At 72.1% G+C, this 12244-nt stretch carries 9 protein-coding genes and 1 tRNA gene; 5 read left to right on the forward strand and 5 right to left on the reverse strand.

From position 1 onward, the window contains the following. On the forward strand, positions 1–2140 hold a 2140-nt coding region (locus ACWDSL_RS47810; RefSeq protein ID WP_450495321.1), incomplete at its 5' end, for a helix-hairpin-helix domain-containing protein. A gap of 179 nt (positions 2141–2319) precedes the next feature. On the opposite strand, the gene ACWDSL_RS47815 is transcribed toward ACWDSL_RS47810, so the two are convergent. After that, entirely contained in the window at positions 2320–3033 is a 714-nt protein-coding gene (locus ACWDSL_RS47815) for a hypothetical protein (RefSeq protein WP_450495323.1), read from the reverse strand. A 47-nt stretch (positions 3034–3080) separates the two neighbouring features. On the opposite strand from ACWDSL_RS47815, the gene ACWDSL_RS47820 reads away from it, so the two are divergent. Beyond that, entirely contained in the window at positions 3081–3269 is a 189-nt protein-coding gene (locus ACWDSL_RS47820; RefSeq protein WP_018537156.1) for a DUF5703 family protein, read from the forward strand. A gap of 120 nt (positions 3270–3389) precedes the next feature. Here the strand turns inward: ACWDSL_RS47820 and ACWDSL_RS47825 are convergent, their stop codons facing one another. Both ACWDSL_RS47825 and ACWDSL_RS47830 read right to left on the reverse strand, forming a co-directional pair. Beyond that, positions 3390–4259, reverse strand: a complete 870-nt coding sequence (locus ACWDSL_RS47825; protein WP_450495325.1) for a chaplin — start codon at positions 4257–4259, stop codon at positions 3390–3392. Between the two features lie 315 nt (positions 4260–4574). After that, positions 4575–5912 (reverse strand): M20/M25/M40 family metallo-hydrolase, encoded by a 1338-nt coding sequence (locus tag ACWDSL_RS47830; RefSeq protein WP_450495327.1) that lies wholly within the window; start codon positions 5910–5912, stop codon positions 4575–4577. 254 nt (positions 5913–6166) lie between these two features. On the opposite strand from ACWDSL_RS47830, the gene ACWDSL_RS47835 reads away from it, so the two are divergent. Continuing rightward, positions 6167–6251 (forward strand) — tRNA-Leu (locus ACWDSL_RS47835). 142 nt (positions 6252–6393) lie between these two features. On the opposite strand, the gene ACWDSL_RS47840 is transcribed toward ACWDSL_RS47835, so the two are convergent. After that, the gene (locus ACWDSL_RS47840; RefSeq protein WP_450495330.1) at positions 6394–7941 is read right to left on the reverse strand and encodes a recombinase family protein; all 1548 of its coding nucleotides are present in this window, start codon (positions 7939–7941) and stop codon (positions 6394–6396) included. A gap of 260 nt (positions 7942–8201) precedes the next feature. On the opposite strand from ACWDSL_RS47840, the gene ACWDSL_RS47845 reads away from it, so the two are divergent. Then, the gene (locus ACWDSL_RS47845; protein WP_450495332.1) at positions 8202–10316 is read left to right on the forward strand and encodes a hypothetical protein; all 2115 of its coding nucleotides are present in this window, start codon (positions 8202–8204) and stop codon (positions 10314–10316) included. Positions 10317–10343: 27 nt separating this feature from the next. Here ACWDSL_RS47845 and ACWDSL_RS47850 read toward each other — a convergent pair whose 3' ends face one another. Then, positions 10344–10802 (reverse strand): UPF0158 family protein, encoded by a 459-nt coding sequence (locus tag ACWDSL_RS47850; protein ID WP_450495334.1) that lies wholly within the window; start codon positions 10800–10802, stop codon positions 10344–10346. 440 nt (positions 10803–11242) lie between these two features. On the opposite strand from ACWDSL_RS47850, the gene ACWDSL_RS47855 reads away from it, so the two are divergent. Beyond that, positions 11243–11932 (forward strand): hypothetical protein, encoded by a 690-nt coding sequence (locus ACWDSL_RS47855; RefSeq protein WP_450495336.1) that lies wholly within the window; start codon positions 11243–11245, stop codon positions 11930–11932. Positions 11933–12244 lie beyond the last annotated feature (312 nt).

Here is a 12244-nt window from a genome sequence, read left to right on the forward strand (position 1 = left end):
GCCGGGGGCGGCCGGGCCGGGCGGGCCCGCCCCGGCGCGCGGGGTTCCCGCCGCACCGGGCGCCGGGCAGCCCGTCCGGACCGTGGCCGGGCCAGGCGCCGGGGTCGGGGCCGGGGCCGGGCCTGCGGCGGACGGCCCCGGAGCGGCCGAGGTCCGCCGGGTGCTCGCCGAGGGCGGGGCCCCCGAGAGCCTGGCCGGTGCGGTCGTGGTCGCGCTGGGCGAAACGGCCGCCGAGGTGCTGCGTGAGGACCCCTGGCAGCTGCTGGCCGTATCCGGCGTGCGCCATGACCAGGCGGACGGCTTCGCCCGCGCCCTGCTCGGGCCGGACTGCGGGCCGGACGACGAGCGCCGGGCGCAGGCGCTCACGGTCTGGCTGCTGGAGCGCGCCGCGCTCGAAGGACACACCGCGCTGGAGTCCTCCGCGCTGCGCGCCGGGCTCGCCAAGCTGTCCGTGCCCGATCCGGACGCGGCGCTGCGGTCCGCGATCGCGGACGGCCTGGTGCTGGTGTTCCAGGACGCCGCCGACACCCCGGGAGCCGCCCCTCGCCCGGCGGCCGGAGACGCGGACGACGCCGACGACGAGCAGCCGGTGCGGGTCCTGCTGGGGCTGGACCGCTTCGCCCTGGCGGAGGAGAGCCTGGCCGACGGCCTGGCCCGGCTCGCCGGCACCTTCGCCGACCGGTCGGGGGGCCCGGCGGCCGGTGCGCCCGGCGGCGAGGCCGGTGACGACGGTGACGACGGCGGCGGTGCGGGCGCCGATTCCGATGACGGCTCCGCAAACGGCTCCGCGGACGGCTCCGGCCACGGCGAGGCCGACGCCGCCGGTCCGAGTGCGGCCGATTGGGAGGCCGCGGCAGCCGCCGCGCCGCGTCCGTCCGCGGCGGAGCTCATCCGTACGGCCGCGGGCCACGGCCTGGTCGCACACAGCGGCGGCGAGGCCTCCCGCGCCGAACCGGCCGCGCTCGTCGCCGCGGCCAGGTCCCTGGGGCTGCGGGCGTACGCGGCGGCGCACACCGAGGACGGCAGGCGGCGGCTGGCCGAGCTGATCGACGCCGCCGCGGTCACCTCGGCCGGGGAAGGTGCCGACGGCCCGGTCGGCCACTCCGACGGCGTCAGCGGCGCCGAGAGCGACGCCGACCACGCCGTCGGCGACCACCCCGGCGGCACCGGCCTCGGCGGGTCCGACGCCGCGGTCACCCTCGCCGGGCTGCTCTCGGGCCACGAGGGCCCGGGCCGCGACGAGGACGGCGCGCTCGCGCTCGATGTGATCGCCGTGCTGGACGCCCCGCAGCTGGACGTGGAAACCGCGGCGATGCTCGTGGAGTCGCTGCCGGACGGTGCGCGGCTGGTGCTCAGCGGCGACCCCGGTGTGCTGTGGTCGGCGGGCCCCGGCAAGGTCTTCGCGGATCTGCTGGCCGCCCGCCGCTGCCCCCAGGTCGTCTCCCGGACGCCGGACCCCGGGCCGATCGGCGAGCTGGTCTCGGGTATCGGGATCGGGGAGCTGAACCAGGTCGAGGCCCCCGGCAAGGAGGTCGTGATCGTCCCGGTGCGGGACGCGGGCGAGGCCGTGCACCGCACGGTCCAGCTGGTCGCGGACTCGGTGCCGCGCGCGCTCGGCGTACCGCCTGAGCATACGCAGGTGATCACCCCGGGCCACGGCGGCGCCGCCGGGACGCGCGCCCTCAACGCCGCCCTGAAGGAGCGGCTGAACCCCGGGCCCGGCCGGTTCGGCGGCTTCGACCCGGGCGACCGGGTCGCCTACGTCCCGGCGCCGGGCCGTGCGCTGCCGGGCACGGTGGTCTCGGCGGACGCCGAGGGACTGCACCTGGACTGCGCGGGCGCGGCCGTCGTGGTGCCGCGCGAGCAGGTCGCCGACACGGTCCGCCACGGCTGGGCGCTCACGGCCCACCAGGCAGTCGGCGCGCGCTGGCCGGCGGCGGTCGTGGTACTGCCCGGCGACGCGGCCGCGGGGCTGACCCGAGCCTGGGTGTACACCGCCTTCGGCCGTGGCGAGCGCCATCTGTCCGTGGTGCACGGCGTAGACGCAGCGCTGGCGCGGTCAGTGGCGGAGATCCCGGCGAACGACCGAACCACCCGGCTGCGGTCCCTGCTGCAGACGCAGCTCCCGTCCGCCGGGTAGGCCAGTGGGCGCCGGGCGCTGCGGCGCCCGGCGCCCCGGCCACGGGCAGTGGACTCCGGCTCCCGCCGACCGCCAGGGGCCGGCCTGGCCCGGCAAACGCTGGGCGCTGGGCGGGCCCGGTGGCCCGCCCGGCGCTCAGGGACGGTCGGTGGGAGGCCCCCACAAGGCCCCGGTGGGGCTCAGCTCCCGGGGCCCAGTACCTCCAGGTCCTCCTCGTCCGCCTCTTCTACCCCGTCGGCAACGTCAACCTCGTCGTCCTCGTCGTCCAGCTCCTCATCGAACACCGTGCTGACGTCGAAGCGACAGACGACCTGGTGCGGATCCGGCTGATCGAAGGGGGTGGCCAGCCACTCCCCCGGCTCGGCGAGCTCGTCCCCGGCCGCCACCCACAAGGTCGAGTCGCCCTCCTCCAGCCCGAACTCCTTGTGCCGGGAGGCGATCTCGTCCGGTTCGTATTCGCCGAAGAGCACCCCGATAGCGGTCTGGACGCTGTCGCCGACGGCAGCCGCACCGCCCGCCCCGCCGTTGTCGGAGTCGGTGCCCCCATCCAGCTCGGCGACGCGCCTGGCCTGCGAGAGCAGGCGCTGCGGTTCGACGACGGCGTAGTCCCTGCGGATCAGCACGCTCAGCGCGCTCGGTTCCTCGGGCCCGGCATAGGGGGGCAGGGTGTCGTCACCGGGGATCTCGAAGGGCGTCACCTCGTCGTAGGCGTCATAGAGCAGCTCGTCGTACACCTCGGCTGCCGCGGCCAGTTCGTTGAACGCGGCGTAGACGGCCGGGTCGTCTTCCCCGGACCGGCGTTCGACAGCGTCGAGGTGACGATCCAGTGCGGCTTTCACCGCTTCAGCGGCGGCGCGTACCTCGGCAGCGGATGGCTGCGCAGCATCAGACATAGTGCAGACGCTATCCGTAGCAGGCCCGGTCCCGCACAATAGATGCGATGCCGGAATACGAATTCTGTGATGTGTATGTGCCTCGCGGGGTCTCCCGCAAGGCCGCCACGCGCCTGCTGACCGACCATGCCGAGTATGGACACTGGGAGCTCGACCGCCTGAGACTCAATCCCGACGGCAGCCGCAGGGTGCGGCTGCGCCGTCGGATCATCCGCCAGCTCCGCGCCACGTGGTGAGCCACCGCTGAAACGCCGGGCGGGCCCCGCCGGTGTGCGGGGCCCGCTCGACGCCGCGCCGTGGCGCGACGTACCGGTCTCAGTGCAGCTCAGAGCTGGTCACTGCGGCTCAGCGCCGCCTCAGTGCTGACCGGCCCGCGCCCTGCGGTAGAGCACGGTGCCCGCGAGCAGCATGCCCGCGGCTGCCGGGATGGCCAGCTCGACCGGTCCGGCACCGGTGTGCGCAAGCTGCTCGGTGCCCGTCGGCCGGGAGCCCCCCAGGTTCGAGGAGGCTCCGGCGCCGTGCGCGCCGATCTGCTGCGCGCCTTGGCCCGCCGCGTGGCCGCCGCTGTGGCCCGGCGAGGAGGGGGCAGGCGTGTGGCCGCCCGGCTTGCTGTCCCCGGGGTGGTGCGGCTTGCCCGGCTCATGCGGCTTTCCGGGGTCACTCGGGTCACCCGGCTCTCCCGGGTCACCCGGGTCACCAGGGTCACCGGGGTCACCCGGGTCACTCGGGTCACCGGGGTCGCCCGGCTCGTTCGGGTCACCCGGCTCGTTCGGGTCGTTCGGAACGACATCCACGACGTCGCCGCACTCGCCGCCCATGTCGGTGTTCCCGACCGTGCCGACCCCGAGGCCGTTCCCACAGGCGTTCACCGGCACATGGACCGGGACCTGGACATTGTTGCCGGAGGCGGTGCCCGGCGAGTTCTCGGTGCTGCCCTCCGCGCTGGAACCGGTGTGCTGGGAGCTCCCGGACCCACCCTCGTGGACCACATTGCCGCAGCCGCTTCCCCCACTCCCATTCAGCGCCCCGAGAACGGTCGCGGTGTTTCCGCAGACGTTCACCGGGATATTGACGGGTGCCTGGACCACATTGCCGGAGCCGATGCCCGGCGAGTGCGCGGCACCGCCGGTGGCCCCCGTGTCCGCGTAGGCGTAACCGCCGGTCATGGCCAGTACGCCGCCCGCCGCCGCGATGGTGATCAGGCCCTTTTTCGCAACCTGTCGCATAACTGTCTCGCTCCCCTGCCTTCCGTCCTGCGGAATGCGCGCGAGCGGAAGCGCCCGCCCCCATCCCGGCCTCCCCGAAGCACCTCACCGGCCTCCGGGGACACCCGGGATCACACCCCTCTGGACTGTGACTCCACGTCACGTGATCGATGCAACGGCCCCGTTGGGGGCCGCACACCATGTAACGAGGAAGGAGCAATCGAGCTATGAATCTACGACACCATTCACCCTTATTGATTCAGTCGGAATGTGTGATCGATATACCCGCTCGATAAGCGCCGGCCGGCATTTATCGAAGCGCGGCCATGAGCGCGGTCAGCACGCGTCGATGAACCGGTCGAGTACCCTGACCCCGAACTTCAGCCCCTCCACCGGCACCCGCTCGTCGACGCCGTGGAACATCCCGGCGAAGTCCAGCTCCGGGGGCAGTTGCAGCGGCGCGAAGCCGAAGCAGCGGATGCCCAGCTCGTCGAAGGACTTGGCGTCGGTGCCGCCCGAGAGGCAGTACGGCACGGCGCGGGCGATCGGGTCCTCGGCCTTGAGCGCCAACTGCATGGCGTCGACGAGCGCGCCGTCGAAGGTGGTCTCCAGGGCCTTGTCCGCGTGCACGTCCTCGCGCTTGACCCGCGGGCCGAGAACCCGGTCGAGGTCGGCCAGGAACTCCTCCTCGAACCCCGGCAGGAAGCGGCCGTCCACATGCGCCGTGGCCTGGCCCGGGATGACGTTGACCTTGTAGCCGGCGCCGAGCATGGTCGGCGCGGCGGTGTTCTGCAGGGTCGCCCCGATGAGCTTGGCGATGCCGCCGAGCTTGGCCAGCGTCTCGTCCATGTTCTCCGGGTCGAGCGGGGTGCCGAGCGCGTCGGACAGCTCGTCGAGGAAGGACCGTACGGTCTTGGTGACCCGGACCGGGAACTTGTGCCGCCCGAGCCGCCCGACGGCCTCGCACAGCTCGGTGATCGCGTTGTCGTTGTTGGTCATCGAGCCGTGACCGGCGGTGCCGTCCACGGTCAGCCGCATCCAGTGCATGCCCTTCTGGGCGGTCTCGACCAGGTAGAGCCGCAGGTTCTCGTTGACCGTGAAGGAGAAGCCGCCGACCTCGCCGATCGCCTCGGTCACCCCCTCGAAGAGGTCCGGGTGGTTGTCGACGAGGTGCCGGGCGCCGTACAGCCCGCCCGCCTCCTCGTCGGCGAGGAAGGCCAGCACGATGTCGCGCGGGGGTTTGCGACCGCTGCGCAGCCGGTCGCGTACGACCGCGAGCGTCATCGCGTCCATGTCCTTCATATCCACCGCGCCACGGCCCCAGACGCAGCCGTCGGCGATCTCGCCGGAGAACGGGTGGTGGGTCCAGTCGAGGGCGTTGGCCGGGACGACGTCGGTGTGGCCGTGGATGAGCAGCGCGGGACGCGAGGGGTCCTCGCCCTCGATCCGCGCGACCGTGGACGCCCGGCCCTTGTGCGACTCGAAGATCTGCGGCTCGAGCCCCACCTCGGCAAGCTTCTCCGCGACGTACTCGGCGGCCGCGCGCTCGCCCGGGCCGGAGTGGTCTCCGTAGTTACTGGTGTCGAATCGGATCAGGTCGCGGCACAGGTCGACGACCTCGTCCTCACCACTGACCGCACCGGTCGTCCTCACGGCCGAAGTCGACTCGCTCACACTGCCTCCTCAAGTTCTGCTGCCACGGAGCACCCGCGCGCGGGCAGGACCCGCGGCAGGGGTCCCCCGCCATCCTCCCGCGCCTACCCGCCCAGCCCAAGGCGGAAATACCGCCGTCACATCCCGTCCACACTTCCCAAGCACCGGACCGCCGCGGGGCCGCCCCGGGGCACGGGCACGCGTGATCGAGCACGTCCGGATGTTTGCTATGGTTTTCCCGTCGGAACGGCCGCGGGCCGGACGGCAGACACCTGGTCCGGGTGGCGGAATGGCAGACGCGCTAGCTTGAGGTGCTAGTGCCCTTTATCGGGCGTGGGGGTTCAAGTCCCCCCTCGGACACAACCTTCCCCCGCACTGTCCGTTTCCAGGGCAGGCGGAATCGGCACCCGTCTCCGGCTCCCGGCCGGACGCGGGTGTTCGTCGTTTCGGTCCTCTTTTGGGTATCTCCCTTCGTCAGGGGGTTCGGTGGTCGGGCTCTGGCTCAGCCGATCGTGATCCTTTCTGCTCGTGGGGTGTCCGCGGTCAGGGATCTGGCCACCGGGTCATAGATCAGCGAGATCGCCTCGCGGCGGAGGTGCGCGACAGCGTCGGCCGGCGAGAGCGGCGCCGCGCCTGCGATCAGGGCCATCGGCTCGGCTCCGTCCGGGTCGTGGTGAGTGAGGCGGAGGAGCAGAGCGGGCAAGTGCGGTAAGACCTGGTCCTCGCGCAGGTAGGTGTTGGGAGTGCGGCCGGGCATGGGACTGGTGGCGCTGGTGTGGCCGTGGCGGCAGCGGTAGGAGGGGCGGCGGGCCCAGTGGGATTCCATCCGACGCCCGCACACGCCGCAGCACAGCAGTCCCGCCAGGAGGTAGATGCGGCCGGGAGTGGTTTCCCGGGTGGTGCGGAGGTGTTGAACGGTGATGAAGTCGGCCTCGCTGACCAGCGCCGGGTGCGCGAGCTGGGCCGAGATGACCCAGTCGGCGGGGGTGTTCCACCGCATCACGTCGCGGTGCCCGAGAGTGGTGTTGGCCGCATCGATCAGGTCATGGTCGGTGCGCTGGCGGTTCCAGACCTGGCGGCCGATGTAGCGGGGGTTGGCCAGGATGGCTCGCACCGTGGGCAGCACCCAACGCTGACCGTTCCGGTGCGGGTTGCGTCCGGGGTCGGCAGCGGACGGGCAAGGGATACCGGCGTCGTTCAGAGCACGGGCGATGCGCGCGATGCTGTGCCGGGCCAGGCGCTGGGTGAAGATCCAGGACACGATCGGCCCGCAGTACGGGTCGATGTCCAGGCGTTGGATGCGCAGGCCGCGGCGAGCGAGTGCTCGGTTGGGGTGTGGGCCGGCGTCCACCAGCCGGTAGCCGTACGGTGGCCGGCCGCCGAGGTAACGGCCCTGGTCGCGGGTCTGGACGGTCATCGCGCTGCGCACCCGGATCCGGGCCCGGGCGATCTCCCGTTTGGACAGGATCCCGAGCAGGATCATCAGCTCCTCCTGCCCGCCGATCTGCGGATCCACCGCGCCGCCCAACTCCGGCACCCAGACTTCGACACCGTAGTGCTCGAACAGCGGGGCCATGGTCGCGAACTGATGGCCGTAGAAGGCCCGCTCGCTGGAGCCGATGATGACCGCGTCGAACCCCCGGCCCGGGTCGGCCATCGCCGCCAGGAACGCGGCGGCCTCCGGACGGCGCGCCCAGGGCACGGTCCGGCTACGACCGATGTCGAAGAACTCGGCCACGATCCGCTCATGCCCGCAAGCAAGGGCCTGGGCGCGCAGCAGCTGCCAGGACCGCGACGTAGCGGGATCCTGGTGGTCCTCGGTGGATACCCGCCCGTAGAACGCAAACCGAAGTCCGGGCAGCTCGGGGGACGAGGATCCGAACCGCCGCTGCCAGGGTGCGCCGGCCCAGTCCGCGAGCGAACCTTGCCCGGCCGCGGTATCCGAGGCTGCGACGGCGGGCGGCGCGTCGGCTGTCATCATCGGCACCTCCTGCTTGCCGCTGGGCTCGCCCGGCATGTCGACCGTGGACCGCTTGCGAGTTGCCGTCAACGGCCCGGGACAAAGGCTGACTCGAACGGATGAAGATCGATGTCCGTTGTTTCGGTAGCACTGTGCTGCCTGGCCGATAGCCGGGCACGACCCCCGAGTACTGCCAGTTCGAGGTGGCTCCGTTCGGTGTTTGCGTGGCGGTCCGGTGGCCTGGGTCCGGGCCGGCGGGATGGCAACCGTTGTTATGGGTGTCCAGGGGCTTGCTTCTGCCGGGTAGCGTGGTCGGGTGCCGCTCCGTCGCCTGTGAGGTTGTCTGTCCCATGCGCATGTTGTTCGAGCCCGACGACGAGGAGTTCGAGGCAGCCGCCGAGGTGCTGGCGAGCCGGGCGGAGGAGTGGGCGCGGGAGTACGACGGACCGGCGGACGCGTTCGTTGTGCAATCGGCTCTCGACTACCGCCACAACGGGACGGTGGACGGCCGTCTTGGGCTGTGGAGGGCAGCTCATGCGGAGGGGCTCCTCCTGGACTGGCTGCCACGGACGCTGACCGTGCTGCCCGGGCAGCCGGTGCCGGACGGCCCGGGTTCACTGCTGGCCCTTCTGCGGTACCTCGACGCGGTCGGACTGGCCGATCCCCGCGGGGATGGCCTGAGAGCACTGGAGCGAGCGGTGAGCCGCGCGGCCGGGGAGTTCGGCGCCCGGATGGCTGACCGTACCCGCTGGGGGCCGGCGAAGTTCTGGACGGTCACTGCCGCCGAGCAAGGCGTGGACATCATGGACCAGGCGGCGATGACACGGTTCGCCGAGCGGGCCCGGTGCGGGGAGGTTCCCTACGACCGCGATGTCCTCGACGCGATCATGACCCGGCGCATGACGGCCGGGTCGGCGCAGGTGGAACGGGCCGAACCCCAACTGCCGGTCATCTTGCCGGAGAAGGACGTGCTGCGGGAGCAGGCCGCCGCGGTCCCGCTGATCGGGCAGCTGGCGGGGCTGGCCGGGTGGGCCGGGTGGGCCGGGTGGGCCGGGAGCGAGGGCCGTGACCTGACGAAGGCGGGCCGGCTGCGCCTTGCCGATGCCCGGGACCTCGTCCGCACTCTGGCCACGGGGGATCAAACCGAACAGGCGCGCACCAGCGCGGAACTGCCGCGACTGAACCTGCTGTTCGCCTGGGCGAAGCAGGCCCGGCTGATCCGGGTGGCCAAGGGCCGGGTGTACGCGGTGGCCAAGGCGCGCCCGGTGCTCGCTGATCCACTCGCGCTGTGGGAGCGCGCCTTCGAGGCGTTCTTCGAGCTGCGCGGCCCACTGTTGCGCGGACCCAACGAGTACGACGTCCCCTCGATGCTGTTCGACGTGTACCGGGAGGTGCTGCCCGACGTCCTCAACACTCTCTACAGCCTCCCCTACCCGATGCCCTGGCCCCGGCTGCGCAACTCGGTCCACCTCGCCTACCGGATGAGTTTCCACCTCGGTGGAGCGCCGGAACGCGAGCAGCGGGCGTGGCTGCTGGACGCCGACCACGACCTGCGCCATGTCTTGGATGTCCTGGAACGCTTCGGCGCCATCACCCGCGAGCAGGGCATGGCCGACCCCGTCTTCCTGGAAACCGCACTCGACGAGGCCCTGGCCGGCCCGCAGCCGCCCACCGGGATGCCTGCCGAACTCGCCCAGTTGCTGGGGGCCCTACCGACCACCCCGGACCCGGAGGCCGCAGCCCGCGCGAAGGAACTCCGCGCGGAACTGACCTCGGAACCCGTGGAGTTGATCCGCCTCACCGATCTGGGCACCCGCTCCGTACGGCAGCGGCTGCTCGCCCAGGGCCGTAGCGCACCGCTGGTGGGCGAGCTCGCCCACGCGCCCGCCGCAGGACTGCTGGGCGTGCTGGCCCAGGAATACGATCCCGAGCACGCCGAAGCCGAACTCGCCGCCTGGACCGCCGCCCACGACAGCCCCGAGGCCGCCCGGCGCCTGCTCCTGGACGCCGTACGCACCACCCCCTTCCGCACCCGCGCCGCCGCCCTGCTCGACACCCTGACCACCGCCCTTCCCGGCGGTGAGAAACTGCTGCGCTCCCTGCGCGGCCACCCCGACCTGGCCCCCACCGCCCTCAGCGTCCTCACCCAGCGCGGCATCCTCGACCACGAGGACCTCACCGAAGCCGAGGCCGGGCTGATGGTCGGCGAAAGCCTTCTCCAACTTCTCGACCTGGGCGGTGAGGAGGCCCTCCTGGAAACCCTGCTTGCCCAGGGCCGCGCGGAAGCCGAAACGGCGATCGGGGCCGCACTCACCTCCGGACACCCCGACCGGGCCGGGCTCGACGCGCTGCGCCGCCTCGCCGACGGTCCCCTTCGTGCCAAGGCGACCCAGCTCGGACGGCGGGGCGCGGCCCGCACCCGGCACGGGCGCAGCACGGCGAAGAAGCGCAAGCGCCGCCGCTGACCTCCCGACCCGCACCCTCCTGTCTCGTCACGACCGCCCCGGGGCGTACGGAGTGGACCGGGCTCGGCTGGAACCCGCACGTGGCGCAGGCCGGTAGTCGTGATCAGCGAGCCAGGCCCGGGCCCGGCCGTGCTGGCGTTCCGCACTGAACAACCAGTAACGGCGCTGCTCGGCCGGTGAGGCGGCCAGTACGTCCTTGAACCGGCGGAACGCCCCCCGGCACCTGATCGCGGTAGCCAAGGCGTCGGTGAGGCTCCGGTCGTCGAGTACGGCGATGAAGTCCTCCATGTCCCGGTAAGCGTCATGTGACCCCGCGCAGGCCACATGCAGCCACCGCTCGGTGTCCTCCGGCTCCCCTTCACTCCGGGGCTCTCCGAAGTCCGCGCTCACCGGTCGGCACTCGCCAGTGTTCAGGTCGACCCAGCCACCGCCCCAGGCCGGATCGCCCTCCGGCAGGCCGGAGAGTTCCTCCAGGTCAACGGGCAACGGGCGCAGGGCAGGGGCGGCGCCACTGATCGCAGCGTCAGCTGATCCGCCAGTGCCTCATCGCCTTCCCCGTTTCGCGCCCGCAGCGCCGCCAAGCACCGGGCCGCCGTTTCCACGGCGGTCGGCACATCCCGGGTAACGGCGGCGGTCAGCGCGTCTCCGCACTGCTGGACCACCGGCTCCGCATCCCGTGTGCGCAGCAGTTCGATGAGGGCCCTGCCGTCCGCCGCGTAGCAGGCGGCGCGCAGCGCCGCCACATTGTGATCACTCCAGGCATCGGTCATGCCCGCGCCCACACGGCGTGGGCCGCGGTCCGCTCCGCCGTCGTCCTCATCATCGTCTCGTCACCGGTCATGCCGATTCATCCTGCGGACGCCCGGCAGCGGACACTCCCACTCGAAGGCGTTCGGCGGCGGGCGGCGGGCGGTAGCCTCCCGCAGGTGAGCGAGTACCAGTACTCCGAGTTCCAGGCCCTGGAGCGGCCGTTGAGCCGGGAGGAGCAGGAACAGCTTCGTGATCTGTACACCCGGGCGCGGATCACCGCGACAAGCTTCACCAACACCTACCACTGGGGAAACTTCCGTGGTGAGCCGCGCAGCATGGTCGAGCGGCACTTCGACGCCCACCTGTACATCACCAACTGGGGAACGCACCGGCTGATGCTGCGACTGCCCAAGCAGCGCCTGCCGCTGCGCACCGTCCAGCCGTACTGCCTCGACGAGCACGTCGAGGCATGGAACACCCGCACGCATATCGTCCTTGACCTGACCAGCGAGGATGAAGGCGGTGACTGGGCGGAGGGCGCCGACGACTCTCTGACCGCGCTCATCGGCGTACGCGACGAACTCGCCGCAGGCGACCTGCGGCCCCTGTATCTCGCCTGGCTGTCCGCCCTCGCCGCGTGGGAACTCCAGGACGACGACGAAGAGGAGTACCGGACCGCCACCGAACCTCCCGTCCCGGCCGGCCTCGCCGATCTCACCGCCCCGCAGCAGGCGCTGGCGGATTACCTGCGAGTCGATGCCGACCTGCTCTCCATCGCCGCACAGTCCAGCCCCGACGCCCCCGAGCCCGATAGCCCCGATACGCAGCGGCTTCCACAGCATCTCGGAGATCAGGCGCTGGTATGACTCGCGGTGCCGAGCGTCCTCCGCCCGTGGCACGCTCCTTCCGGCTCTTTCAGCGCCACGGCAACGAATGACGACGCCCTGACGCCTGTCATGTCGGTCTCGGGAGCCGCGGACGATGGCAGCGATCATCGCGCCCACCGAGCCCTGGCTGGCGAGGATGCCACGGAGCGGGAACTTGCAGGCGAAGGCGACGCATTCGACGGGGTCGGTGGAGCCCGGCTCCGGCCGGGCGGAACATGACCTGATAGGAGCTTGGTCAGAAGCCCCTTCGATGTCCTGTCTGCGCCACCCGGCCGGTGCCCACCTCCGGCA

It is taken from the genome of Streptomyces sp. NPDC000941 (assembly GCF_053599555.1).

Coding starts and splice junctions, on each gene's coding strand:
- ACWDSL_RS47820 (WP_018537156.1), top strand. CDS start 3,081: ATGCCGGAATACGAATTCTGTGATGTGTATGTGCCTCGCGGGGTCTCC.
- ACWDSL_RS47825 (WP_450495325.1), bottom strand. CDS start 4,259: ATGCGACAGGTTGCGAAAAAGGGCCTGATCACCATCGCGGCGGCGGGC.
- ACWDSL_RS47845 (WP_450495332.1), top strand. CDS start 8,202: ATGCGCATGTTGTTCGAGCCCGACGACGAGGAGTTCGAGGCAGCCGCC.
- ACWDSL_RS47815 (WP_450495323.1), bottom strand. CDS start 3,033: ATGTCTGATGCTGCGCAGCCATCCGCTGCCGAGGTACGCGCCGCCGCT.